Consider the following 23,828-nt stretch of genomic DNA (forward strand, 5'->3'; position numbering starts at 1 on the left):
CCAGACGTTATCACAAGCCGGGTCCTTTCCCTCTTCCCTTCGTGGCAGCCAATCGCACCGCGTCGCTAAATTCGTCGTTCTCATCGCCGCGACCTGGCTCTGGAAAGCGCGAGAAATGGGTCGACGTCTTGCTTGGAACGGACTTTTCCGGCAGCGTTCTTTCCAAGTTTTTGGGTTCTGTGTTGCCGCGCTTCTGCTGAGACGGCGCACCCGATTTGCTCGTCCTCGCGTTCGCTGACTTTGACGAAACAACCTTTTTGACATCGACCGCTGGATCATAAAGCGTCTCGCCGGTTTTCAGCACTAGGGCGTATCCTTTAACCTTCGCAATTTCCCGACACACTTGTTGAAACGCCGGTGGCCCAAATACCGGGATGACATCACCTCGCTGGTGCGCAAGGGCCAAGCTAGCCGCGATTGCGTTTCTGTCGCCTGGGTCAACCACCAAGACAACCCCCGCGTCGCTGATTGCGAGGCCTCCGTCAGCACGGCGATACTCAACGCCATGTTTATACTCTTGCCTGCTCAGCCCATGGGCTTCTGCAATCTTTCGATCCCGGGACGCGTTGGGGGTGAACACCAAAGCAGGAAGCTCGACTTGAGGCGGATTAGGACAGCCCGCCTTGTACCAGGCTTCGCGTCTTAACTGGGTTTCAGCGATCGTAGCGCGAGCGCGGTCGAAGGCTTTCTTTACCTCGGCCTGTGCCACATCGAAGCAGCGCAATCGCCTCGCCTCAGCGATCAGGTTTGCATAAGTTTCCTCCCTTGCGCGGGCCCTTTTTTTAATAGCTTGTCGCCTTGCTCTTAGCTGTGCCAAGGCTTCATTCAGCGCTTCCCGCACACGGGCGCGCTCTGCGCGAAGGGCAGCAAGGTAGTCCTCAAACGGGTCACGCTCGCGGAGGGGGTCCGGTGTATACTCACCCAGCTTGCTCACCATTCTGCGGTAAGAAAATTCTCGCCCGAAGGAGGTCGCCTTCATCCGCACATTACCGATGACGATCTCTGCCCCCGAGCCTTTTGTGTGATAGCTGGCATCATGTTTAGCGAGGCGATTGTGCAGGTCCTGCCAAGTTTCCGAGGATCGCAAGTCCTGAGCGATTGCGGCGTACTCGGGAGAAGACCCCTTCTCGGGGGCAACCAGCTTGCGAGTGTCGCAGCCTGCGCGTGAACCATCAGCGCGGCGCATAATCTTTCCGGTTGCGCGCTCGCGGACCTCGCCGCCGTTAGCAACGTAGATCGCGTTAGGTTCGGACTCCCAACCCTGTGCATCTTCGACAAGCGCTGTGACCTGATGTAGCGGATCAATTTCCCAACCGTCACCGGGGCTGACCACCCGCTGGCGCACCAAGTCAACGCGGTTGACCACGATATGAAGATGATAGTTCGCGGTGTTGCTATGGGTGGCCCAGATGATCTGGCAATGCTGGTAGCCCATCTCTTCCGCAAAAATGTCGAGCGTCTCTTCAATTTGTTTCACGGAGGGGCATTCGTTGGACTTCCAACTTATCAGGTAATGCTCCAGCGGATCCTTTGCGCCGGGCGCGAGCAAGTTGGCTGCGATCATCTGGCGCTGATGTTGCGAGAGCTTACGGCCAGCCAGACATCGAGTGCCATGCCGATGCACCTTCTCGCCGGGCTGAATGGTGTGACCCGCCAAGATCTGCGCGTCCATCACATATCTGGCGAGCGCATTTTCGCCGTCTGCAACCATCAGTCGGTCTGCGCTGGCATTCAACACGTAGGTTGAAAGCACATTTACGATGGTGCGGACCTCGTCGAGTGAACGCTTCCTGCGCGGAGCGTCTTTCCGGATGCGCTTGATGATCACCCCAGATTATCCGGATGCGACGCAGCGGATGAGAGCAATTCGACTAGGCCGCGAAGTTCATCCACAAGCTGTGGCTCGGTACGCGCATCGCTCTCAAGTCTGCGCGTCAGCCTGAGTAGTTCAGCGAGTGCGGCCAAGGCGGGTGTCGATAGGACCGGCGTATCGGTCACCCGCCGGTACAAATATGTCGAAACTGGAAGATGCGCAGCAAATGCTGCGACCTTGATTTCCTCGATCTGACGCGGCTGCAACCGCAGCGATACTGTCTTTGACATTCCAGATTTACCTGATGCGAGAAGGCGACCGCCGAGCACAGGACTGAGCGTGTAAACACGCTCCATCCTGCCTAAAAATTTCCTCCCTCAATGGGAAAGAACGGCGCCCTCATTGAGAACCTTGCGAGACCAGTCGGCTCGCACTCGAGATTACTTGGTAGAGGCCGGGAGACCGGACTCACTGAGTTCGAGGATTGGGGTCGATGCGCTAATCCTCGCTGCAGTGAGATTGCTAACTGCATCGAGATACGATCACGCGAAGGTCTGCGACAACGAAGTCCACCATATCGGTTCACTTGTTGAGTATCCGACAAATGCAGAAGCCTGCGCGTCGGATACTAATCGCTCATCGCATCATACCGGCACATAAGCTTGCCCCGGGACCGGTACGACTCCTGCCCAGGATATTGGCAGGACTCGTAGAGCCTAAGAAGGTGGTAGGGGTCAGCATTCGTGCCTCGAGCGTTGGCATAGTTTAAGATCTCGACGAGGGATTCGTCGAAGGGCGCCTCGCGCCGATGCCAGTCAACGTCGCCACCAACAGCTTCCTCGACCCCCTCAGCGAAATTGATCTTCGCGAAGGATTCTTCTGTGAACCATTGTGGCTTCACATAACCTTGGGTGAAGAGCCCAAAAGTCAGAAGAAGAGCCGCAGCAAATCCGATGGTGAAGACTGCGGAGCCCCAAGAGAAGGCCGAAAAGAATGAGGCTTGCGTGGACGGGGAGGCCTTGTGAATGCGTTCGACGGTGTCGTCGACCATCTTCTGAACCACAGCCTCGGACCTCGTCTGGATCTGAGCGAGAATTGTGTCGGATGCATCTGAGACCGTGTCTCGCAGCTGTCTCCACTGTACATATCGGACCATCAAATCGGCAACGTATGTTGGACTTTGCGCGAGGGCCTCAGGCGCGAGCAGGAGAAAGTCGCGAAGTTGGTCGGCGTCTTCGGGGAGCATGGCGCGACCCGTGGCCTGCTTGAAGAGGGCGGGATAATCGAGACGGTCGCTCATCGTGCGATCCTTTCCAAGAGAGGGGCGAAGGCTTCTCGAGCCTCCGCGAGATAGGCGAAGACGTCGTGGTGGAGCCACGGTGGGAGAGTATCCAAAGACGCGCGGATGAAGGGAGTGTCACTGCGTTCGAGAGCCCGCGCAGCGCCGATCGATAATTCGGGCATGACTAACTCGGTTCCGCCTTGGGCCACCAAGTTCGCACGAGTGTTACTCTCGTCCCACTCGTGGAAATCGTGTTTCGTTGCGGCCCGCATGTTCTTTACCGCAAAGGTGCGATCGCAACTGACCTGGCCCATCGTCTGGTTGAGAATGTTCAAGCTGTCGTACTCGGATGACGCAGTCCAAAGCCGAAAGAAAGGCCGCTGGAGATGATCCGCCGTTGCCTGCATTCGCGGATATTGGATGGGCAGGACGCTCCCAACTTGGCTTGCCAGGTCGACGAGGATTACCGATTTGGGATCGACTTGGGACATTAGCGAGAACATCCGGTCCCATTCACTAGGATCCGTCCAATCGATGAATGTGATGTCTTCGTTGGCATGAAAGCGAATGAAGTTCTGGTTGGTCGGATCGACGTCGAAGCCAACCCAGCTGATGTTGTGGAAGGTGAGGAGGTAAGCGAGCAAGCGGATCAAAAACGTCTTGCCGACGCCGCCCTTACCGCCATCCACACACAGGATGGCGGCGACGACCTCATGAATCGTAAGCTGTCGCATGATTTGAACTTTCAATTTTGGTGATGCTAATGGCGAACGGGCAGGGAGCGCCTAGAGCTTTCCCCGCGGCACGTTCTTCATCGCGTTAGAGCCGCCGAGGAGATCCTGCTGCTCACCCTGACCACCTCGGGACGGGGAAGCCTTCTTGGCAGAGCGGGACTGCGATTTGTTCCTTGTCGAAGCCGACTTAGGCGGCTTGACCAACTCCTTGCGCGCTACGCTCAACGCCTTCCGGAACGTGGCGAGGCCAATCCCCTCGCTTTCGAGGATCTTCAGAATTTCAGGATCCCGCAATTCAGCCGCACCGAAGGTTGGTGCGCCCTTCAGCACAAGGCGCGCAAGTTCGAGTGCGCGATCTTTGGCTTTGTCTGTCCTGATCTCCTGTGACCGGGAAGTCATCGCCTGCGCCAGGGAAGAGAGACTGCTATGCTCGGGACTGTTGGTGGAAGGGCTCATCTTATTCTCCCCCGCTAGAGTTTTTGCCCTCGAAAAGGGGCAGGTCGCGCACGAACTTCTGCAGGTCTTGCGGGCAAATGATGGTGCGTCGGCCGGCCTTTCGGGCAGTCAGGCGTCCGTCGCCCAATGCCAAGTAGATGGAAGACCGTGAGAGACCGGCGATCTTCGCCGCCTCCTCCACGCTATACGCGAAGGGCTTGCGCGGCTCGCGATGGGGGTCCGACTGTTCGTTGTATTCGTCCATGTGTATGTCCTTTCATGTGAACACACACAGACGTACCTAGGGATTTGAAGCCGCTAGAGGACAAACTTTGAGGAATTTCCGACCGAACTTTACTCTATTCATCAGCGCTGGCCGCTTCGTCCGAGCAAGCTTGAAATTTTGCGCACCAGAATGGGCAGCGCATTCGCCTGCAGGGCAACGGGTTCAGGTGTTTTGCAGGCTAATGTCGGATGTTGTCGTTCCGACTCGCTACTCGGAGAAAACGAGAGCGCCTAGAGCGTGGCAATGTCTCGTGCAGTTAAGTCCTTTTCGTGGCCGAAGGGGGACTTTCCTGATTGATTGTAAGTATAATTTATATTTCTAGCAGTAAATGATCCCCCATCAATCTTCGCTACAGCTTCTTGCATAAAGCGAATGCTAGGACCACCTTCGCCAAATTCGTTAACGCTGGTCCGTATTTTACCCCGACCCCAAACATGTGCGTAAAGAAGGGCAAGACGGGCGAGAAGCAATTGAAGGTTCTCCGAGTCTATTCGATTTTCTGACTTGAGGGCCCGTTCATCCGCAATGATGCGGTCGCAGCGCTTCACCAATGCGAGGAGCGATCGGATGAGTTTCTCTGCGTCGACGGGAATGAGTTTATCTGTGTTGATGTAGTCACCTGCAAATATTCTCCCGGGAGAATAGAGCGAAAGATCCAAATCTTTTGCATCACTATGCGCATTAAGACCGAAGCATCCAAGCAGATTTATAGTTTTTGCCCTAGTATCTTCTGCGTGTTCTATCATCTTAACCGAAGTTCGTAAGTCAAATGGTGAATCGCTATCCCACAGCTTGCCTTGCTCTTTGTAAAGGTCAGCATATGAATTGAGCTTTGTCTGGAGGAAAAATAGCATTTCCTCTCCTAAAGGGTCGAACAGTGTTGGGCGGCCCTTTCTAACCAAGGCATCTAAGTCTTCGCAGTCAGCGATCGAAAATGGTGCTGTCGGGTTTTCCTTATTATCAGAGTTTTCGGCGTTCATTTCGGGGCGCAACGTTTTTCCTTCACGGTATCGGGCGGAGCACAGACGCCCAGTTTCTAGGGCGCATACTCTGCGGCGAAACCGTTAGGATTTGCTTGTCGTCGCTATTTAGAAGTGAAGTTTTTCAAGCGCATCCTCCGCTTTTGGGCGGACTAGATGACCATAGTGGTCCTCAATCATCTGCACTCCAGTCCCAGCCAGCTTGGCAACCAAAAAGAGTGATTGACCGTCCATGACAAGGTCGGTGATCACGGAATGGCGAAGTGTATAAGCAGTGGTGGCCGTTGGGAGATTAGCAGCAATGGCGGCAGCCCTAATTGGCTTTTTCCATGAATTACGGTTCCATGAGCTGCCATCAATCCTGCAAAAAATTGGCTGTGACGGAGACCGACCTTTGGCTTGTTTTTCTAGAAATTTCATGGTCGACGACGGGATGGCGATCTGTCTGGGTTTAGTAGATTTTTCCTGACCTATCGTCACTGTGAGCGTTCTAGGTTCGAGGTCGCCCACGCGGAGAGCTGCCAGTGCTCCGACACGGATTGGCAGCAAGCACATCGCGTGAACAAAAGGTCGTATTTCTTCTGTTGAGGCTAACACTAAGCTCTGCCTTTGGGCTGCGTCTAAATAAAGCGTGCGCCGCTTTCCCGCCCCTTTCTCTGGCTTGAGGGCTTCTTGCCAAGCCGCTTCCGTTGATGGTTTGCCGTGAGGGAGGACCCGATTCAGTGCCGCGCGAAGCGGGACCATATCGCGATTGACGGTCGCAGCAGAGCGAGCTTTCGTCCGCGTCAACCCGTTTTTGTTTCGGCTCACGATTGCCGGGGCATCTACAAGCCTTTTCCGCCACTCACGTAGATGTTGGCGGCGCAGTTTGTCCAATCTAACTTTCGATAAGCTATCAGCATATACATGCCGCCGGAAAACGCCTGCAGCAATCTTGTTCGGCCTGTCTTTAAGATAGGCTTCGCAGGCGTCACGGACAGTTACAAGGTGCTTTTGAGTTAAGCCCCCAGCCTCTACTTCGTCAGCCCACGCCTCAGCATCGCGTTTCGCAGCAGCAAATACTTCGAGCCCGGTAGCATGCGGAAAAGCCCCGAGAGCTTTGCGGACGTACTTGTTGGAGTGCTCGTCAAATACTCTGGCGAACCACGTGCCCGGACCGCCCTTTTTGGATGGGCGGTAGCCAAGTGAGCAGCGCGGCCGAAGGCGATGCCAATGCGGTTCGTCACCTGGCCTAGGCATCAAACGACCTCTTGCACCAACTTTACTGAGGTCAACCAATCTCTTTCCTCTCACTCTAAAATTCCATGGAAATTCCATGAAATTATTGCCTGTGTAGACTAGCGTCCGGGCGTGATTAATCAAGAGGAATCAACTAGTTAGTAAGTCCCTGTACATCCACACACGTCCTAAGCTCCACCTTGGTAAGGGTGAGGCCGGGAGTTCAATCCTCCCCAGCAGCACCATTTCTTCCATCGGACTTGCGAAGCGACGCGCCCTCGGGCAGCGAATCCCGGCACTACAGGAGAGCGCAGCGATGGATTTTCGCCTGACAGAACAGCAACGCGATCTGCAGGATGCAGCGCGCAGCTTCGCGCGTGGGGAACTGCCCGAGCTTGCGCGCGAAATGGAGGAGAAGGACTTCCCCGTCCCCGCAGAAATGGTGCGCCGTTATGGCGAGATGGGGTTCCTGGGCGTCAACCTGCCCGAGGAATATGGCGGCCTCGGTCTCGGTCATCTCGAGGCGCTGCTAGTGCTCGAACAGTTCGCCATGATCTCGAACGCGGTCGCCTTCCCGGTGTTCGAGGCGCTGGTCGGCCCAGTGCGGACGCTGGAGCGGTTCGGGTCGGAGGCGCTGAAGGCGCAAGTCATTCCCGAAGTCGTCAGCGGCGAAGCGACGGTGGCGGTGTCCATGTCCGAACCCGATGCGGGCACTGCGCTGACCGATCTTTCCACCCGAGCGCGCGAGGAGGGCGATCACTTTGTCCTCGATGGCACCAAGCGCTGGACCTCCGGTGCGGGTCATGCGCGCTACTATGTGGTCTACACCCGCCTCTGCGATGCGCCCGGCGCGAAGGGGATCGGCGCGTTGCTGGTCGACAAAGATATGGAGGGCGTCAGCTTCGGCAAGCGCGAGCAACTGATGGGTTTCCGCGGGATCGAGACGCGCGACATCGCCTTCGACAGCGTCAAAGTCCCGCGCGAAAACCTGATTGTGCCCGCCGGCGGTTTCGGCAGGCTGATGAGCGCCTTCGGGCTCGAACGCTGCGGCAATGCCACCCAGTCGCTCGGCCTCGCTGCCGCCGCGCTCGAACAGGCGACCGAATATGTGCAGGAGCGCACCGCCTTCGGAAAGCCGATCGTCGATTTCCAGGCGGTGCAGATGCGGCTTGCCGAAATGGCGATGCAGGTCGAGGCCGCGCGTCTGCTGATCTACCGCGCCGCCGCCAATGCCGAGCACAATGAAGGGGGCCTGCCGAGCGTCTATGAAAGCTCGACCGCCAAATGCTTCGCCAACGAAATCGTGCGCAGCGTTACCGCCAACGGCATGCAGGTGATGGGCGGATATGGCTATCACAAGGATTACGGTATGGAACAGCGCGTGCGCGACGGGTTCGCTTGGGGCATCGCTGGCGGCACCACCGACGTGCAGAAGACCAATATCGCCGCCGCCATCGTCGGCCGCCGCTTCGATCAAAGGCGTTGACGCAGCTGCTGTATTGCATAGGTAAGGCGGTATGGACGAAACCGACGAACTGACCCCGCTCGATCCGCGCTACAAGTCGATGATGCGGCTAGTCGCGGGCATCATCGCCGTGATCCTCATCATCGGGGCCAGCATTGCCGAATTCGCCATTCCCGGCTGGACCGGGGTGGTCTGGTTCCCGGTCGCTCTCGTGGCGGCCTATCTTGTGCTCTACCTTCCCATGCGGCGCTATGTGACGCGCGGCTATTCGCTGGAGCAGGAGCGGCTGCGCGTGGTGCGCGGCGTGCTGTTTTATTCCGACACCGTCGTGCCCTTCGGCCGCGTCCAGCATATCGATGTCGACCAAGGTCCGCTCGAGCGGGGCTTCGGTCTTGCCACCCTCACCGTGCACACGGCGGGCACGCATAATGCCTCGGTCTCGTTACCCGGCCTCGCGCACGAGGATGCGCTGGCAATGCGCGAGGAGATCCGCGCGGCCATCCGGCGCGATACGCAGTAATGATGTTGCAGGAAGACGCACGGCGCACCGATCCGCGCAGCTTCGGCGTGCGCGCGGTGATGATGCTGTTCCAGCTGGTGATCCCGCTGGCGGTGGCCTCGGTGACGATCCTCGACGACGGCGATATCGGGGATCTCGTTCGCTACTTCCTGCCGCTCGTGATCGCGGTCATCCTGGGCAATGTCGTGATCGCATACCTGCAATGGACCAAGCTGACCTACACCGTCGGCGAAAACGACATCCGTGTCGAAAGCGGGGTTCTGTCGCGTGCGGCGCGGTCCGTTCCCTATGAACGGATCCAGGATGTCAGCCTCGAACAGAAGCTGCTGCCGCGGCTGTTCGGTCTGGTCGAGGTCAAGTTCGAGACAGGCGCTGGCGGGAAAGACGATCTCGCGCTGACCTACCTGTCCGAAAGCGAAGGAGAGCGTCTTCGCGAACTCGTCCGCACCCGCCGCGATGCAGCGGAAACACAGGACGCCGAGGAAGTAGAGGTTGTCCCGGAAGAAGCGGAGGTCCTGTTCGCCATGGGGCCGCGGCGCGTTTTCACCTTCGGCCTGTTCGAATTTTCGCTCGCCGTGGTCGCTGTTCTCGGCGGTCTTGCCCAGCAATTCGAATTCCTGCTGCCCTTCGAATTATGGGATCTCGATCAGTGGGAGCAGCGGCTTGCCGGTCCGGGGGAGCGGCTTGCAGGTCTCGGCCCATTGGCGCAGGCCGCCGGGATCGTCATTGCGCTTGCGACGCTCGGCGTGGTGGGCGTCGCAACGGGGATCGGCCGAACGGCGCTGCGCGAATGGGATTTCCGGCTCGAGCGGACGGCGAAGGGCATGCGCAGGCGGCGCGGCCTCCTGACCCGGACCGATGTGGTGATGCCGCTGCACCGTGTTCAGGCGCTGCGGATCGGGACGGGCTTCCTCCGGCGCCGATTCGGCTGGCACTCGCTCAAGGTCATCAGCCTCGCCAGCGACAGCGGCGGGGCCAATCACGACGCGGTGCCCTTCGGCCGGATGGACGAGATCGCCCCGGTGGTCGGAGTGACCGGCTTCTCCCTGCCGCCGGAAGATGCGCAATGGGCCCGCGCGCTGGCTCGCTACCGGATCGACAAGGCGGGGCTTGCCGCGCTCTTGCTTTTTCCGGCCACTGTCGTGTCTGCCCTTTTTGCGCACGAGTGGGTCTGGCTGGCTCCTCTGGCCGGACTGCTCTTCACCCTCGGTCAGCAATGGTGGCGATGGAGGCACGATTATCGCGCGCTTGGCGAAAGCCAGCTCTACAGCCGACACGGCTGGCTCTCACCCAGTCTCGCCATTGCATCGCGCGTAAAGCTGCAGTCGGTCGAAGTCGCCCAGGGGCCAGTCGCACGCAGACGCGGATATGCCAGTCTCGCGCTCGGTCTTGCCGGGGGGCGTTTGCGCATTAACGGAATGCCCGTGGAAGAGGCGCAGCGCTGGCGCAGCGCCATCTGCGACAGTATTGCCCGGACCGATTTCTCCCGCCTGCTTGAAGAGAAGGGCGCTCCTTCGCCTTAGGCGCGCAATTCCGCCAGTTCCTGATGCCGGTCGAAATAGCGCGCGACATAGGAACAGTCGGGCGCGATCCTGAAGTCCTGTTGCCGGGCATCGGCGATCATTGCCTTGACCAGTTCCTCGGCCACGCCTTTGCCGCGATGGCTGGGCGGAACATAGGTGTGTTCGGCGTGGCGTATTCCGTCGCGCTCGGTCCAGCTCAGTTTCGCCGTGCTTTCGATTCCCGGGATTGTCGCAATATAGTCTCCGTGGGTGACCCTATCGCGATGTTCTATTTCAATTTGTGCGATACCCATGTTCTTTTCTTTCCTTGCTATTTTTCCAACGCGCGCGGCGCTAGAGGCGTTCCAATGCAATTCCTTTCCGACAATGCCGCCAGTGTCCACCCCGCCGTATGGGACGCAATGCGTCAGGCCGACCAGCCCGATGCGCCATATGACAACGACAGTCTAAGCCTCGCGCTTGACGAGAGAATGAATGCACTTTTCGCCCGTGAATGCGCGGTCCTGTGGGTGGCAACCGGCACTGCGGCCAACTGCCTTGCACTTGCGACCATGGCCCAGCCGCACGGTGCGGTTGTGTGCCACGAAGAGGCCCATATCGAGATGGACGAAGGCGGCGCCCCCGGCTTCTATCTTCACGGGGCCAAGCTCCTGCTCGGGCAGGGGGAGGGTGCGAAGCTGACGGCTGACGCAATCCGCGCCGTGATCGATCCCATCCGGGACGATGTCCATCAGGTCCAGCCCCATGCCATCTCGATCACGCAGGCCAGCGAATACGGCCGCGTCTATCGGCCCGAAGAGATCGCGGCGATTCGTGCGCTGGCGGACGAACGCGGGCTCGGCCTGCACATGGACGGCGCGCGCTTCGGCAATGCCGCCGCTTTCCTTGACTTGCCGGCAAGCGAGGTGGCTGGTTCGGTCGACGCGCTCAGCTTCGGTTTCGTGAAGAATGGCGCGATGAGTGCGGAAGCAATCGTCTTTTTCGAAGAAGGTCTGGCCGATGTGGCGCGCTATCGCCGCAAGCGTGCCGGACATCTGCAAAGCAAGGGCCGGTTCCTGGCCGCACAGATTCACGCCATGCTCGAGGGCGATTTGTGGCTGGCGAACGCGCGGTCGGCCAATGCCGCCGCCGCCGAGATCGCGGGGTCCTGCGGGGAGCGCCTCATGCACCCGGTCGAAGCGAACGAGCTGTTCGTGCGCTGTACGCCCGCCGAACGTGAGGCGCTGCGCGGACAGGGTTTCGGGTTCTACGACTGGGGCGCCGATGCGGCGCGATTCGTCACCGCATGGAACACGCGTGAGGCAGATGCCCGCGCGCTCGCCACGGCGATTGCGGCGCTATGAGCGCATCTTCCGGTGGTGAAAGCCTCCTCACTCCGCGAAATCTTGCAGCCTTCCTGCTGGTCAGCCTGATCTGGGGCGGGACGTGGCTGGTCATCCGCGATCAGCTTTCGGTCGTCCCGGCAAGCTGGTCGATCACCTGGCGTTTCGTCGTGGCGGCGGCGGGAATGTTCGTGCTGGCGAAATTCCGCGGCGAACCGCTCGGCCTGCCGCGCGAAGGCTTGCGCTGGGCCGTGGCGCTCGGCCTTTTCCAGTTCTGTCTCAATTTCAGCTTCGTCTACAATGCGGAGAAATTCATCACCTCGGGGCTCGTGGCGGTCATGTTCGCGCTGCTCGTCGTGCCCAATGCCATCCTGGGCAAGTTCGTGCTGGGGCAGCCCATCCGCCGCGAATTCGTCCTCGGCTCCACGATTGCGGCGATCGGTGTCGCCATGCTGTTCGCGCAGGAATGGCGCGCGTCCCCGGCGACGCTGGGCGAGGTCCTGCTCGGCGCGGCGCTGACTGTCGGGGGCATCCTTGCCGCCAGCGCGGCCAATATCGTCCAGGCGATGGACGGCGCGAAACGCATGCCGCTCCTAACGCTGCTCGCGTGGTCGATGGTGGTAGGCGTTATCCTCAACGCCGGGTTCGCCGGGGTCACGCAAGGCCCGCCGCAATTCGACACGCGGCCGGAGTATACGCTCGGCATACTCTACCTCGGCCTCCTCGGCTCGGTCGTGACTTTCCCGCTCTATTACGGGCTGGTGCGCAAGGTCGGGGCGGGGACGGCGGCCTACAGTTCGGTGATCGTGCCGATTGTCGCCATGGTCCTCTCGACCCTGTTCGAAGGCTTCGTCTGGGGCATGTTGCCGGCGGCAGGCGCGGCGATCACGCTGATCGGCATGGTGGTTGCCCTGCGCGGACGCAGTGCGCCCCCGCCAAGGCGCGCTACGCCGGAGCCCTGATCGCTGCCAGCCCTTCGCGGTAGGTGGGATAGCGCGGCTCCCAGCCCAGCACTCGCTTGGCCTTGCCGTTCGCGACCCGCCGGTTCTCGGCATAAAAGCCCCGCGCCATGGGTGACAAATCGGCCTCTTCCAGTGTTTGCAGCGGAGGGGGTTCCTGACCGAGCAGGCGGCAGGCTTCCTCGATCACGGTATTCTGGCTGGTCGGCAGGTCGTCGGACAGATTGTAGGCTCCACGCGGCGCATCGCGCTCGATCGCGCCGACCAGTCCGCCAACGATATCATCGACATGCACCCGGCTGAACACCTGCCCGGGCAGATCGATGCGGTGCGCCTTGCCGCTTCGCACCCGCTCGAAGGCGCTGCGGCACGGCCCGTAGATCCCGGGCAGGCGGAATACCCGCGCGCCCAGGTCCAGCCACCGCGCATCGCACTCGGCGCGCGCGGTGCGCCGCCCGGTACCGGTGGGCGCAGTCTCGTCAACCCATGCGCCTCCGACGTCGCCATAGACGCCGGTGGAGGAAAGATAGCTCAGCCATTTGCCCTCCATCGTCCCGGCATAGCGATCCAGCACGGGGTCGCTTTCGCCGGCTGGCGGCACCGAGCTGAGCACGTGGCTCGCCTCGCGCAGGGCGGCCTGCACCGTCCCTTCGTCGTCGAAGTCGAGGTTTCCTGAGCTACCGGTGGCATCGACATGCCAGCCTTTGCTACGCATCTCTTGTGCAAACCGCCCCGCCGTGTAGCCGAGGCCGAAGATGAACAAACGGGCCATCCGGGCGTAATAGCCGATGAACCCGCAAAAGACAGGACGAGAATGGATATCGCGCGCACGCCTTCGACACCCGATGGCAATCCCGAAATGGCCGATGCGGCCGTGGAGCCCAAGGCACCGCCGGAAATCCGGCGCGAAGACTACCAGCCCTTTCCCTGGCTGGTACCCACGACCCGGCTCGATTTCGAACTCGGCCTTGAAAAGACGCGCGTCACCGCCCGGCTGGAGATCGAACGCAATCCCGATGCGGACGCCTCGCCCACGATCCGGCTGAACGGCGACGGGCTCGAACTGGTCTCGCTCCGCTGCGACGGGGGCGAGTGCGCCGGCCACATGATGGACGGCGACGATCTGGTGGTCACGCTGGAAGGCGATCGGCACACGATCGAGATCGTGACCGAGATCGACCCCGGCGCGAATTCGCAGCTGATGGGCCTTTACGCTTCTTCCGGCATGCTCTGCACCCAGTGCGAGGCCGAAGGCTTCCGCCGCATCACCTTCTTCCCCGACCGCCCGGACGTGCTCTCCACCTACACCGTTAGGATGAGCGGGCCGAAGAAGGATTTCCCCGTGCTGCTTTCCAACGGCAACCGGGCCGATATGGGTGAAGATGGCGCAAGTCACTGGGCCGAATGGCACGACCCCTGGCCCAAGCCGTCCTATCTCTTCGCGCTGGTCGCTGGCGACCTCGTGGCGCGCAGCGACAGCTTCACCACCATGGGCGGGCGCAAGGTCGAACTGAACGTCTGGGTACGCGACGGCGACCTCGAGCGCACCGAACATGCCATGGAGAGCCTCAAGCGCTCGATGAAGTGGGACGAGGACACCTTCGGCCGCGAGTACGATCTCGACCTGTTCAACATCGTCGCCGTGTCCGACTTCAACATGGGCGCGATGGAAAACAAGGGCCTCAACGTCTTCAACACCAAATACGTCCTCGCCGACCCCGAAACCGCCACCGACGGCGACTATGACGGGATCGAAGGCGTGATCGGCCACGAATACTTCCACAACTGGTCGGGCAACCGCATCACCTGCCGCGACTGGTTCCAGCTGAGCCTCAAGGAAGGATTCACCGTGCTGCGCGACCAGCTGTTCAGCCAGGACATGGGCAGTGCGCCGGTCAAGCGGATCGAGGGCGTGCGCGTGCTGCGCGGCGTCCAGTTCCCCGAGGACTCGGGGCCGCTCGCCCATCCGATCCGCCCCGACAGCTACCGCGAGATCAGCAACTTCTACACCTCGACCGTCTACAACAAGGGCGCCGAGGTCATCCGCATGATGAAGACCATGGCAGGTGACGAGGCGTTCCGCCGCGGCACCGATCTCTACTTCGACCGTCACGATGGCGAAGCGGCAACTTGCGAGGATTTCGTCAAGGCGATCGAGGACGGGTCGGGAATCGATCTCGAGCAGTTCCGCCTGTGGTATTCGCAAGCGGGAACGCCGAAGGTGAGCGTCGAACTCTCTCAAGAGGGCGATGAGGCTGTTCTGACGCTGTCACAAGCAGTCCCGCCAACTCCCGGTCAGGACGACAAGAAGCCCATGCCCATACCGCTCAGGGTCGCGCTGTTCGATCGGGATAGTGGCTCGCATTCCGGCGAGCATCTGGTGGTGCTCGACAAGGCGAGAGACAGCTTCCGCTTTACAGGCTTCGCCCGAAAGCCGGTGCTGTCGATCAATCGCGGCTTTTCCGCGCCGGTCACCATCGGGCGCGACATCGCGAACGATGAGCTTGTCTTTCTGGCCGCTAAGGATGACGACCCCTTCGCGCGGTACGAAGCGATGCAGGATCTCATGGTGCGCCACCTCGTCACTGCCAGCAAAGGAGATCTGTCGGACGACGCGCGCAATGCCGGACAGGCGGACATCGTACGTGCTCTCCGCGCGGTGACCGATGACGATGCGCTCGACGATCTGATGCGCGGCGAACTGCTCTCCATGCCGAGCCAGACGTATATCGCCGAGCAGATCGAGGCCGCCGATCCCGGTCGCATCTTCGAAGAGCGTGAGGGGCTGAAAGCATTCCTTGCCAGTGAGCTGCAGGACGAGCTCCATCACATCTACGATCGCGCCGAAAAGCTTCCTTATTCACAGAGCGCAGAGGCGAAGGGGGCACGCAAGCTCAAGACGCTGGTCCTCTCATTCGCCGCTGCCCGCGATCCGCAGAAGGCCGCCGAACTTGCTGCCCATCAGTACGACCGTGCGGACAACATGACTGACCGGCAGGGTGCCTTGATGGTGCTCACCGGTATCGACAGCGCCGAGCGGACTGGGCGGCTTCTGGACTTCTATAACCGCTATCAGGGCAACGCGCTGGTGATCGATAAATGGTTCGCGCTGCAGGCGAGTTCGCTTCATCCGAAGGTCATCGAACATGTGAAGGCGCTCGCCGAACACCCGGACTTCACCCTCAGGAATCCGAACCGCGCCCGCTCGCTCTACATGCCTTTCACCGGAGCGCCTCATGGCTTCCATGCCGCAAATGGCGAGGGCTACAGATTGATCGCTAACCTCATTCTGGACCTGGACCCGATCAACGCACAGACTGCGGCACGTTTCGTGCCTGCTCTGGGGCGCTGGCGGAAGCTCGAGCCGGGCCGGGCGGCGCTCATGCGTGCCGAACTCGAACGTATCGCCGCCGCGCCCAAATTGTCGCGCGACAGCTTCGAACAGGTAACTCGTTCACTTGGCTGATGTGCTCACATCGGAAGCGCTGACGGGAATTCCGCACGGCTTTTCCACACGCGAAGGACTTGAGAGCTCCGACGTCCTACCTGGCGCGCCGCTGGTCAGGCTGAAGCAGATTCACTCCGCCGAGGTGGTGGTGATGCGCGAAGCGGGCGGCGACGCGCGCGAAGGCGATGCCATGGTAACGGACCGGCCCTGCCTGCTGCTCGGCATAGTTGCGGCGGACTGCGCGCCGGTCCTCTTTGCCGACGTGCAGGCGGGTGTGATCGGGGCAGCGCACGCCGGATGGCGCGGCGCACGTGCAGGTGTCCTCGAAAACACGCTTGAAGCGATGGAGGAGCTGGGAGCCGACCGAGTACGGATCGTGGCCGCTATCGGACCCGCCATAGCTCAGGGCAGCTACGAAGTAGATGCCGCGTTCCGTCGGGAATTCGAGGCTGGTGACGACCTGTTCTTTCGTCCGGGACGTGAGGGACATTACCAGTTCGATCTACCCGCATATGTCGCTCACCGATTGCGCGCAGCAGGCACCGGACGAATCGACGATCTGGCGCTTGATACCTATTCCGACGAGGGCCGGTTCCATTCCTATCGCCGCGCCACGCACCGGGAGCAGCCAACGCAGGGCCGGCAGGTCAGCGCCATAGCCTTGCCGTAACGATGTCCGCGCTCATTGCGCCCAGAGGCATATCTGTTGTTAAAATGGCGGTTGGCAAGGGGTCGCATAGCGGCTAGAGGCGCCACCAAACCGGAAATACCGGGGGCATTTGCGCATGTTTTTTCCGCGCCGGCCGACGGCATCATCCGGCTCTATAGACCGCAACAATTCCCGCTGTGCCTTGTGGCGCGGCAGAGCTAAGGCAGGCAAGGCAAAGCGCTGATGGCAGACACGACTGCAACCGCTACTCCAGATACGGTGACGACGTCCGACGATGGCATCCGCCGCCGCGACTTTCTCGATATAGCAGCTGTAAGTGCTGCCGGCATCGGCGGTCTTGCCGTAGTATTTCCGCTGGTAAGCCAGATGGCGCCTTCGAAGGACGTGCTCGCGGCAAGTTCGACGGAGGTCGATGTTTCGGCGATCGAGCCGGGTCAGGCCATCAAGGCGGTATTCCGCAAGCAGCCGCTTTTCGTGAAGCGCCTGACGCCGGAAGAGATCGCCGCTGCCAACGCCACGCCGACCGGTTCACTCCGCGATCCGCAGAGTCTCGCAGAGCGGACGAAGGAAGGCCATGCCGACATCCTCGTCACCATGGGCGTTTGTACCCACCTTGGCTGCGTGCCGCTGGGCGCTGCCGAAGGTGAAGTGAAGGGCGAATTCGGCGGCTATTTCTGCCCCTGCCATGGCTCGCATTACGATACTGCCGGTCGCATCCGCAAAGGCCCGGCCCCCACCAACCTCGAAGTGCCGGAATACGAGTTCACCTCGGATACCGTCATCCAGGTCGGCTGAGCTAGAAGACGAGAGACAGACACATGAGCTTTCCCTGGGCACGCCAGTACGAACCGAAGAATGCGGTTACGAAGTTCCTCGACGAGAAGCTGCCGCTTCCGCGCTTGGTCTATAATGCCGTCGGGGCGGGCTATCCGGTTCCGCGCAACCTGAGCTATTTCTGGAATTTCGGTGTTCTTGCCGGCTTCTTCCTCATGGTGCAGATCGTCACCGGCGTGGTGCTGGCCATGCATTACGCGGCGAACGCGCAGGTCGCGTTCGCTACGACCGAGCACATCATGCGCGACGTTAACTGGGGCTGGCTGATGCGCTATGCCCACGCCAACGGCGCGAGCTTCTTCTTCATCGTCGTCTACCTGCATATTTTCCGCGGCCTGTTCTATTCGAGCTACAAGGCGCCGCGCGAAATGATCTGGCTGCTGGGCGTCGTCATATTCCTCTTGATGATGGCCACTGCCTTCATGGGCTACGTGCTTCCCTGGGGCCAGATGAGCTTCTGGGGCGCGAAGGTCATTACTGGCCTGTTCGGCGCGATTCCGCTGGTCGGCGAGCCGATCCAGATATGGCTCCTCGGTGGGTTCGCCCCCGACAACGCTGCTCTGAACCGTTTCTTCAGCCTTCACTTCCTGCTGCCGTTCGTCATCGCCGGGGTCGTGATCCTGCATATCTGGGCGCTGCACATCCCCGGCTCGTCGAACCCGACGGGCGTTGAAATAAAGAACGAAAGCGACACTGTGCCCTTCCACCCGTATTACACGGCGAAGGACGGCTTCGGCCTGGGCATCGCGCTGCTGCTCTATTTCGCGCTGGTCTTCTTCTTGCCCAACGCGCTTGGCCACCCGGATAACTACATCGAAGCGAATCCGCTTTCGACCCCGGCTCACATCGTTCCCGAATGGTACTTCTGGCCGTTCTACGCGATCCTGCGCGCCTTCACGGTCGACTTCCTGTTCGTGCCCGCCAAGCTGATGGGCGTGCTGGCGATGTTCGCATCGATCCTGCTGTGGTTCTTCCTGCCCTGGCTCGACAAGTCGCCGGTGCGCAGCGGCCACTACCGCCCGCTGTTCCGCAAGTTCTTCTGGTTCGGCCTGATCCCCGCGATGATCATTCTGTTCATCTGCGGCGGCGCGCCGGCTGAAGAGCCTTACGTGATGCTCAGCCAGATCGCGACGGCCTATTACTTCCTCCACTTCCTGGTGATCCTCCCGATCATCTCGAGCGTGGAGAAACCCGAACCGCTGCCCTATTCGATCACCGAAGCCGTTCTCGGCTCGGACAAGAAGGTCGTCAAAGGCGAAAATACGTCGCCGGCCGTCTAAGCGAGTAACGAGAGACCAATGATCAAGCTTCTCAGCGTCCGCCTTGTTGCCATCATCGTCGGGATCGGTTTTGCCGTTGCCGCGCTGTGGGCCTTCGCAGTCGGCGCCTATAACGCCGCCACCGAAGAGGTCGCACCGCATCTCCCCTACGAGAAGCCGCGCGACATCGCCTATTCCTTCGATGGGCCTTTCGGCAAATGGGACCATGCGCAGCTGCAGCGCGGTCTCAAGGTTTATGACGAGGTCTGTTCGGCCTGCCACAGCCTGAAATACGTAGCATTCCGCGATCTGGCACAGCTGGGTTACTCCGAAGGCCAGGTAAAGGCCTATGCTGCAGCGAAGCAGGTACCGGGCATCGATCCGAACACCGGCGAAGCCACCATGCGCCCGGGCCTTCCGACCGACTATTTCCCGTCGCCCTATCCGAATGCGGTGGCTGCGGCTGCGGCGAACAACAATGCCATTCCGCCGGATCTTTCACTGATGACCAAGGCACGCGGCGACGGCACGAATTATGTCGCCTCCTTGCTCATGGGCTACCAAGAGCCGTCAGCCGAACTGCTTGAAGAGCATCCCGAAGCGGCACCTGGACCGGGCCTCTATCACAATCCGTATTTCCCCAACCTCAACCTCGCGATGGCTCCGCCGCTCTCGACCGCGGGTCAGGTTACCTATGACGATGGTACCGAGGCGACGATCGAGCAGATGAGCGAGGACGTGGCAGCATTCCTGACGTGGACAGCCGAGCCGACCATGGTGAAGCGCAAGCAAACTGGGTGGCCCGTCCTGATCTTCCTACTGTTCGCGACCATACTTGCTTATTTGTCGAAGAAACAGATCTGGGCTGCGGTAAAACCGAAGAAGTAAGCCGTCCTGTAATCGATTTCGTACGCCCCTCCATCCTTGCGATGTGAGGGGCGTTTTCGTTCCGGAGGAGAGAAAGTATAGCGCCGCAAGAACTGAAATCGTTGGTCAGGACCATTCCGGACTTCCCCGTCAAAGGCATCCAGTTCCGGGACATCACAACCTTGATCGGACACGGTGAAGGCTTTGCCGCAACGGTAGACTGGCTTGCGGACGGGGTGCGCATTTCCGGAGCCGAGGCCATCGCAGGGATGGAAGCGCGCGGCTTCATCTTCGGGGCTGCGGTTTCCGCGAAGCTCGCGTTACCCTTCCTGCCGATACGCAAGTCGGGGAAGTTGCCTTGCGACACTATCGGCGTTGACTATGCTCTCGAATACGGTTCGGACAGGCTCGAAATGGATCCGACTTCGGTCGTGCCCGGCCAGAATGTCGCCATGGTCGATGACCTCCTGGCCACAGGCGGAACTGCGTGTGCCACTGCTCGGCTCCTCCGCCAAGCTGGTGCGGTAGTTGAGAACGCATTCTTCGTTATCGATCTGCCCAATCTTGGCGGCGCTGAAAAACTCGGCGAGTGCGGCGTGAGTGTTGCTGCTTTGATGGATTTCGCCGACGATTGAGAAAAACCGCGAGTGCCCTTGGATAAATACCGGGGGTAGGGCATTGGTGACTGGTACGGCCCGTCCGCGGGCAGTCATTCGACGAGGGGCATGGAACAGACACTTGTCATAGCTTTGGTGGGCATTCTCGGGATCGGGGCACAATGGGTCGCCTGGCGTACCGGACTTCCCGCGATCGTGCTGATGCTGATCGCCGGTTTCCTGGCAGGTCCGGTGCTGGGTGTCTTCGATCCTGAGCACGCGTTCGGCGCCTTGCTGGAACCCATGGTCGCGATCGGTGTCGCACTGATCCTTTTCGAGGGCGGGCTCAGCCTCGATTTCAGGGAGCTGCGGCATACCGGCAGCGCGGTCGGACGGCTCGCGACGATCGGAGTCGCATTGGGTTGGCTTTTCGGCGCATTGGCCGGGATTTACATCGCCGGCCTAGCACCTGAAGTTGCCATCCTCTTTGGCGGGATTCTCGTGGTAACAGGCCCGACGGTGGTGATCCCGCTGCTGCGGCAAAGTTCGATCAAGTCACGCCCAGCGTCGATCCTTAAGTGGGAAGCGATCGTCAACGATCCCACGGGGGCCCTCTGCGCCGTGATCGCCTATGAATACTTTCGCAAGGTTGCCGAGCAGCCCGGCGCAACCCTGTTCGAAGTAGTGCCCCCCCTGATCATTGCCGCCCTAATCGCGGGCCTTATTGGTTATGTTGCAGCGCTTGCTATTGCATGGTCTTTTCCGCGAGGAGCCGTGCCCGAATATCTCAAGGTTCCCGTGCTCCTCACTGCGGTCATCGGCGTCTTCGTCATTTCCAACCTGATCGAACACGAAGCCGGCCTCGTGGCAGTGACCGTTATGGGTGTCGCGCTTGCCAATATGGACGTCACCAGCTTGCGATCCATTCATCCTTTCAAGGAGAACGTCGCGGTACTGCTGGTGTCTGGCATCTTCATCCTGCTCTCGGCCTCGCTCAGCATCGAAGATATTCGGTACATAAACTGGCCGATCGGCCTGTTTCTGCTGGCACTCCTGTTCGTGGTCCGTCCGGCGACCATCCTGCTCAGCCTGCTCGGTAGTAAAATACCCTGGAACGAGAGGCTCTTCCTCGCCTGGATCGCTCCGCGCGGGATCGTCCTAGTCGCCATCTCGGGTCTTTTTGCCCTGCGCCTTTCGGACCTCGGGTATACCGACGGCAACCTGCTCATCGGCCTGAGCTTTGCTGTCGTCGTCGTGACTATCGTGGCACACGGGTTTACGGTGGATTTCGTGGCCAAGTTGCTCAAGGTGAAGGGCACGACACGGCCCGGGATGCTGATCGTTGGCAGCACCCCATGGACCATCGCGCTTGCCGAACAGATGCGCGACATGAAAGCGCCGGTACTCGTGGTCGATGCCAGTTGGCAACGGCTGGCTCTCGCCCGGCAAAAGGGCATTCCGTTCTATCACGGTGAAATTCTGAACGAGGCGACCGAGCATAATCTCGAGCTTGCTCCTTATCAGAACCTCGTCGCAGCGACCGAGAACGAGGCATATAACGCACTGGTCTGCAATGAGTTCGCGCATGAGATCGGTCGTGACCGGGTCTTCCAGCTAGGCGAATCGGCCGATGGCGAAGATAAGCATGCGCTTCCTGCGAGCCTGCGAGGGCGAGCCTTGTTCGAATCCGGTTTCGGCGTGGAGGATGTCAGCGAACGCCAGCGGCAGGGGTGGGTCTTTCGGAAGACCCGGCTCTCCGAAGAATTCGACTTCGAGAAAATGCAGGAAAAGCTGCCCAACGCAGCCAACATGCTTTTGCTGGTGCGAGACAACGGCACGATTCGCTTCTTCACACACGCGGCGAAACCAGAGCCACGAGCGGGGGATACGATCCTGAGCTTCTCACCGCCCCAAACGAAAACGGCGGAAGAAAAGGCGGCAAAGAAGGCAAGCAAGAAACAGGGGGTGCAGCCGACATGAAGCAGGCGATCAAATTGGGCGCATCGATGATGCTGATGGCAGGTACGATGGTGCTGGCGTCGTGCAAGGGGCAGGAAGAAGTCCCGGAACCTGAGCCAACGCCGACAGATGGCCCGCGCTCGATCTTTCAGGAAGATCCAGCGCAGAAAGGCGAATCCGTGATCCCGGCACCAACGCTGCCGCCCTTGGAAACAACCCTTTCCTTCGCAGACGGGACACCCGAACTGACTGAGGCGGTGAGCGCCGAATTGGCGACACTGATAGAGTCGCCGCAGGTGGAGGCAGGCGGTTCGATCATCGTGCGCGGACATTCTGATTCTGACGGGACCGACGAGGCGAATCTGAACGCGTCCCGGGAGAGGGCAGAGGCGGTCCGTGACTTCCTCGTCGAAGCCGGAATTGCTCAAGAGCGGATTGAAGTCATCGCTTTTGGCGAGCAAAACCCGGTCGAGCCTAATGCCTTGCCCGACGGTTCGCCCAACGAGGAAGGCCGAGCGGCAAACCGGCGCGTCGAGGTGACGGTCGAAACAGGGCAGCAGGCCGGGCGCGAGCAGACATTGATTGAAACCCTGAGCGAGCCTGAAGCGGCCGAAGCGCCGTCTGCGAGCCCGGGATCGAAGCCCAGTCCCCGGGCGCAATGACCGGTTGACGAATCCTTTGGAGGTGGGCATCTGCCTTCGCCCGGAGCGCGGGTATAGCATAGTGGTAATGCTCCAGCCTTCCAAGCTGGCTAGAGGGGTTCGATTCCCCTTACCCGCTCCATCCGCTCTTCCCCTCGATGTATTGCGCGAACCGGCATGTTGTCGATCAAGCGTGTTCCGCCGATCCTTGCGGCGACGAAAAGTCTGGCATTGCCGTTGTCTGCGTCGAGCGCCTCCAGGCTATCGGCATCGCGAAGTTCGGCATAGTCAACACTGTCGAACCCGCTCGCGAGCAACACTTCCTGTAAACTGCCCAGTGAGCGACCAGCCTCGTCGCCGCCGGCCAATAGCGCAATGGCATCTCTCATAGCGCCGGGAAGGCTCGCCGCCCGCTCGCGCGCCTCGGCGGACAGGTAGGCGTTACGGCTGCTCATCGCGACGCCGTCCGCCTCTCGTACGATACTCACGCCGTGAATGTTGTCGACATGCGGCTGCGTCAAGTCGAGGTCACGCGCCATACGCCGGATTACCGCGAGTTGCTGCCAGTCCTTTTCGCCGAAGAAGGCCGTGTCGGGCATGACCTGATTGAACAATTTGCACACGATCGTCGCCACGCCATCGAAATGGCCGGGGCGGTTCGCCCCGCACAACCCCTCGCTTATCTCGGAAACCGAGATGTTCGTGGCGTAGCCCGCTGGGTAGACCTCATCCGCTGCCGGCGCCCACAGAAGAGCGACACCTTCTGACTCCAGTAGTTCGGAATCTCGCTGCAATTGCCGCGGATAGGCATCAAGGTCTTCGCCCGCCCCGAACTGCCGCGGATTGACGAAGATGGAGGCGACAACGTGGTCCGCAGCCTTCCGGGCGCAGCGGACTAGCGAGAGATGACCCTCGTGTAGCGCACCCATCGTAGGTACGAGCGCAATACTGCCGCCGTCCTGCCGCAGGACAGCGAGCGTATTCCTCAACAATTCGAGCGTGCGGACTGTTTGCAAC

24 protein-coding genes and 1 tRNA gene are annotated in these 23,828 nt (G+C 60.4%); 14 read left to right on the forward strand and 11 right to left on the reverse strand.

The genetic code is table 11. From position 1 onward, the window contains the following. Positions 1-10: 10 nt before the first annotated feature. The 8 genes from GRI69_RS07575 to GRI69_RS07610 all read right to left on the reverse strand — a co-directional run bounded on the left by GRI69_RS07575 (position 11) and on the right by GRI69_RS07610 (position 6,847). A complete protein-coding gene (locus GRI69_RS07575) occupies positions 11-1,828 on the reverse strand; it encodes a relaxase/mobilization nuclease domain-containing protein (protein WP_160727662.1) in 1,818 nt (605 codons plus the stop codon). Then, positions 1,825-2,103 carry a plasmid mobilization protein gene (locus tag GRI69_RS07580; RefSeq protein ID WP_160727663.1) on the reverse strand — a complete coding sequence of 93 codons (279 nt, stop codon included), beginning with the start codon at positions 2,101-2,103 and terminating at the stop codon, positions 1,825-1,827. Before GRI69_RS07580 ends, GRI69_RS07575 begins: the two co-directional genes overlap by 4 nt. A 338-nt stretch (positions 2,104-2,441) precedes the next feature. Next, positions 2,442-3,113, reverse strand: a complete 672-nt coding sequence (locus GRI69_RS07585; RefSeq protein WP_160727664.1) for a hypothetical protein — start codon at positions 3,111-3,113, stop codon at positions 2,442-2,444. Next, positions 3,110-3,829 (reverse strand): hypothetical protein, encoded by a 720-nt coding sequence (locus tag GRI69_RS07590; RefSeq protein ID WP_160727665.1) that lies wholly within the window; start codon positions 3,827-3,829, stop codon positions 3,110-3,112. Before GRI69_RS07590 ends, GRI69_RS07585 begins: the two co-directional genes overlap by 4 nt. A gap of 51 nt (positions 3,830-3,880) precedes the next feature. Then, a complete protein-coding gene (locus GRI69_RS07595; RefSeq protein ID WP_160727666.1) occupies positions 3,881-4,285 on the reverse strand; it encodes a hypothetical protein in 405 nt (134 codons plus the stop codon). A 1-nt stretch (position 4,286) separates the two neighbouring features. Beyond that, the gene (locus tag GRI69_RS07600; RefSeq protein ID WP_160727667.1) at positions 4,287-4,529 is read right to left on the reverse strand and encodes a helix-turn-helix domain-containing protein; all 243 of its coding nucleotides are present in this window, start codon (positions 4,527-4,529) and stop codon (positions 4,287-4,289) included. 251 nt (positions 4,530-4,780) lie between these two features. Then, a complete protein-coding gene (locus GRI69_RS07605) occupies positions 4,781-5,542 on the reverse strand; it encodes a hypothetical protein (protein WP_160727668.1) in 762 nt (253 codons plus the stop codon). A gap of 96 nt (positions 5,543-5,638) precedes the next feature. Further along, positions 5,639-6,847, reverse strand: a complete 1,209-nt coding sequence (locus GRI69_RS07610) for a tyrosine-type recombinase/integrase (RefSeq protein ID WP_160727669.1) — start codon at positions 6,845-6,847, stop codon at positions 5,639-5,641. Positions 6,848-7,064: 217 nt separating this feature from the next. On the opposite strand from GRI69_RS07610, the gene GRI69_RS07615 reads away from it, so the two are divergent. From GRI69_RS07615 to GRI69_RS07625, 3 genes are read left to right on the forward strand one after another with little or no spacing between them, the layout of a single operon-like run. Then, entirely contained in the window at positions 7,065-8,234 is a 1,170-nt protein-coding gene (locus GRI69_RS07615) for an acyl-CoA dehydrogenase family protein (RefSeq protein WP_160727670.1), read from the forward strand. Between the two features lie 31 nt (positions 8,235-8,265). Continuing rightward, positions 8,266-8,733, forward strand: a complete 468-nt coding sequence (locus tag GRI69_RS07620; RefSeq protein WP_160727671.1) for a PH domain-containing protein — start codon at positions 8,266-8,268, stop codon at positions 8,731-8,733. Positions 8,734-8,735: 2 nt separating this feature from the next. Beyond that, the gene (locus GRI69_RS07625; RefSeq protein WP_237453000.1) at positions 8,736-10,256 is read left to right on the forward strand and encodes a PH domain-containing protein; all 1,521 of its coding nucleotides are present in this window, start codon (positions 8,736-8,738) and stop codon (positions 10,254-10,256) included. Here the strand turns inward: GRI69_RS07625 and GRI69_RS07630 are convergent. Continuing rightward, positions 10,253-10,549: a GNAT family N-acetyltransferase gene (locus GRI69_RS07630; RefSeq protein WP_160727673.1), complete on the reverse strand. Its 297-nt coding sequence runs from the start codon at positions 10,547-10,549 to the stop codon at positions 10,253-10,255. The genes GRI69_RS07625 and GRI69_RS07630 overlap by 4 nt on opposite strands. Before the next feature lie 54 nt (positions 10,550-10,603). Between GRI69_RS07630 and GRI69_RS07635 the strand changes: the two genes are divergently transcribed. Together GRI69_RS07635 and GRI69_RS07640 are read left to right on the forward strand one after the other, a co-directional pair. Beyond that, positions 10,604-11,599, forward strand: coding sequence for a threonine aldolase family protein (locus tag GRI69_RS07635; protein ID WP_160727674.1), 996 nt, complete (start codon positions 10,604-10,606; stop codon positions 11,597-11,599). After that, entirely contained in the window at positions 11,596-12,540 is a 945-nt protein-coding gene (locus GRI69_RS07640) for a DMT family transporter (protein WP_160727675.1), read from the forward strand. Before GRI69_RS07635 ends, GRI69_RS07640 begins: the two co-directional genes overlap by 4 nt. On the opposite strand, the gene GRI69_RS07645 is transcribed toward GRI69_RS07640, so the two are convergent. Continuing rightward, positions 12,524-13,309 carry a Rossmann-fold NAD(P)-binding domain-containing protein gene (locus GRI69_RS07645; RefSeq protein WP_160727676.1) on the reverse strand — a complete coding sequence of 262 codons (786 nt, stop codon included), beginning with the start codon at positions 13,307-13,309 and terminating at the stop codon, positions 12,524-12,526. The two genes, GRI69_RS07640 and GRI69_RS07645, sit on opposite strands and share 17 nt — an antisense overlap. Before the next feature lie 42 nt (positions 13,310-13,351). On the opposite strand from GRI69_RS07645, the gene pepN reads away from it, so the two are divergent. The 9 genes from pepN (at position 13,352) to GRI69_RS07690 (ending at position 22,953) form a co-directional block, all read left to right on the forward strand. Beyond that, a complete protein-coding gene (gene pepN / locus GRI69_RS07650; RefSeq protein WP_160727677.1) occupies positions 13,352-16,003 on the forward strand; it encodes an aminopeptidase N in 2,652 nt (883 codons plus the stop codon). Further along, positions 15,996-16,655, forward strand: coding sequence for a peptidoglycan editing factor PgeF (pgeF, locus tag GRI69_RS07655; RefSeq protein ID WP_160727678.1), 660 nt, complete (start codon positions 15,996-15,998; stop codon positions 16,653-16,655). The genes pepN and pgeF overlap by 8 nt, the downstream gene beginning before the upstream one ends. Positions 16,656-16,877: 222 nt before the next feature. Then, the gene (gene petA, locus GRI69_RS07660) at positions 16,878-17,450 is read left to right on the forward strand and encodes a ubiquinol-cytochrome c reductase iron-sulfur subunit (protein ID WP_160727679.1); all 573 of its coding nucleotides are present in this window, start codon (positions 16,878-16,880) and stop codon (positions 17,448-17,450) included. 23 nt (positions 17,451-17,473) lie between these two features. Continuing rightward, positions 17,474-18,769, forward strand: coding sequence for a cytochrome b (locus GRI69_RS07665; RefSeq protein ID WP_160727680.1), 1,296 nt, complete (start codon positions 17,474-17,476; stop codon positions 18,767-18,769). Positions 18,770-18,787: 18 nt separating this feature from the next. Continuing rightward, positions 18,788-19,636, forward strand: a complete 849-nt coding sequence (locus GRI69_RS07670; RefSeq protein WP_160727681.1) for a cytochrome c1 — start codon at positions 18,788-18,790, stop codon at positions 19,634-19,636. A 77-nt stretch (positions 19,637-19,713) separates the two neighbouring features. Continuing rightward, complete coding sequence (locus GRI69_RS07675) at positions 19,714-20,250, forward strand: adenine phosphoribosyltransferase (RefSeq protein ID WP_160727859.1); 537 nt, start codon at positions 19,714-19,716, stop codon at positions 20,248-20,250. A gap of 90 nt (positions 20,251-20,340) precedes the next feature. Further along, positions 20,341-22,191, forward strand: coding sequence for a cation:proton antiporter (locus GRI69_RS07680; protein ID WP_160727682.1), 1,851 nt, complete (start codon positions 20,341-20,343; stop codon positions 22,189-22,191). Then, positions 22,188-22,832, forward strand: a complete 645-nt coding sequence (locus GRI69_RS07685) for an OmpA family protein (RefSeq protein ID WP_160727683.1) — start codon at positions 22,188-22,190, stop codon at positions 22,830-22,832. The genes GRI69_RS07680 and GRI69_RS07685 overlap by 4 nt, the downstream gene beginning before the upstream one ends. 47 nt (positions 22,833-22,879) lie before the next feature. Beyond that, positions 22,880-22,953 (forward strand) — tRNA-Gly (locus GRI69_RS07690). Here GRI69_RS07690 and panC read toward each other — a convergent pair. Beyond that, on the reverse strand, positions 22,922-23,827 hold the full coding sequence (panC, locus tag GRI69_RS07695) for a pantoate--beta-alanine ligase (RefSeq protein WP_160727684.1): 906 nt from the start codon (positions 23,825-23,827) through the stop codon (positions 22,922-22,924). The genes GRI69_RS07690 and panC overlap by 32 nt on opposite strands. Position 23,828: the final 1 nt, after the last annotated feature.

This window comes from Qipengyuania vulgaris (genome assembly GCF_009827325.1).
Classification (GTDB): domain Bacteria; phylum Pseudomonadota; class Alphaproteobacteria; order Sphingomonadales; family Sphingomonadaceae; genus Qipengyuania; species Qipengyuania vulgaris.

Excerpts from the sequence above, each read along its gene's own strand:
- GRI69_RS07680 (WP_160727682.1), top strand. The coding sequence starts at position 20,341 with ATGGAACAGACACTTGTCATAGCTTTGGTGGGCATTCTCGGGATCGGG.
- GRI69_RS07645 (WP_160727676.1), bottom strand. The coding sequence starts at position 13,309 with ATGGCCCGTTTGTTCATCTTCGGCCTCGGCTACACGGCGGGGCGGTTT.
- petA (WP_160727679.1), top strand. The coding sequence starts at position 16,878 with ATGGCAGACACGACTGCAACCGCTACTCCAGATACGGTGACGACGTCC.
- pepN (WP_160727677.1), top strand. The coding sequence starts at position 13,352 with ATGGATATCGCGCGCACGCCTTCGACACCCGATGGCAATCCCGAAATG.
- GRI69_RS07665 (WP_160727680.1), top strand. The coding sequence starts at position 17,474 with ATGAGCTTTCCCTGGGCACGCCAGTACGAACCGAAGAATGCGGTTACG.
- GRI69_RS07600 (WP_160727667.1), bottom strand. The coding sequence starts at position 4,529 with ATGGACGAATACAACGAACAGTCGGACCCCCATCGCGAGCCGCGCAAG.
- GRI69_RS07610 (WP_160727669.1), bottom strand. The coding sequence starts at position 6,847 with ATGGAATTTCCATGGAATTTTAGAGTGAGAGGAAAGAGATTGGTTGAC.
- GRI69_RS07595 (WP_160727666.1), bottom strand. The coding sequence starts at position 4,285 with ATGAGCCCTTCCACCAACAGTCCCGAGCATAGCAGTCTCTCTTCCCTG.
- GRI69_RS07620 (WP_160727671.1), top strand. The coding sequence starts at position 8,266 with ATGGACGAAACCGACGAACTGACCCCGCTCGATCCGCGCTACAAGTCG.
- GRI69_RS07625 (WP_237453000.1), top strand. The coding sequence starts at position 8,736 with ATGTTGCAGGAAGACGCACGGCGCACCGATCCGCGCAGCTTCGGCGTG.
- GRI69_RS07640 (WP_160727675.1), top strand. The coding sequence starts at position 11,596 with ATGAGCGCATCTTCCGGTGGTGAAAGCCTCCTCACTCCGCGAAATCTT.
- GRI69_RS07670 (WP_160727681.1), top strand. The coding sequence starts at position 18,788 with ATGATCAAGCTTCTCAGCGTCCGCCTTGTTGCCATCATCGTCGGGATC.
- GRI69_RS07685 (WP_160727683.1), top strand. The coding sequence starts at position 22,188 with ATGAAGCAGGCGATCAAATTGGGCGCATCGATGATGCTGATGGCAGGT.
- GRI69_RS07630 (WP_160727673.1), bottom strand. The coding sequence starts at position 10,549 with ATGGGTATCGCACAAATTGAAATAGAACATCGCGATAGGGTCACCCAC.
- GRI69_RS07615 (WP_160727670.1), top strand. The coding sequence starts at position 7,065 with ATGGATTTTCGCCTGACAGAACAGCAACGCGATCTGCAGGATGCAGCG.
- GRI69_RS07580 (WP_160727663.1), bottom strand. The coding sequence starts at position 2,103 with ATGTCAAAGACAGTATCGCTGCGGTTGCAGCCGCGTCAGATCGAGGAA.
- GRI69_RS07635 (WP_160727674.1), top strand. The coding sequence starts at position 10,604 with ATGCAATTCCTTTCCGACAATGCCGCCAGTGTCCACCCCGCCGTATGG.
- GRI69_RS07590 (WP_160727665.1), bottom strand. The coding sequence starts at position 3,829 with ATGCGACAGCTTACGATTCATGAGGTCGTCGCCGCCATCCTGTGTGTG.
- GRI69_RS07585 (WP_160727664.1), bottom strand. The coding sequence starts at position 3,113 with ATGAGCGACCGTCTCGATTATCCCGCCCTCTTCAAGCAGGCCACGGGT.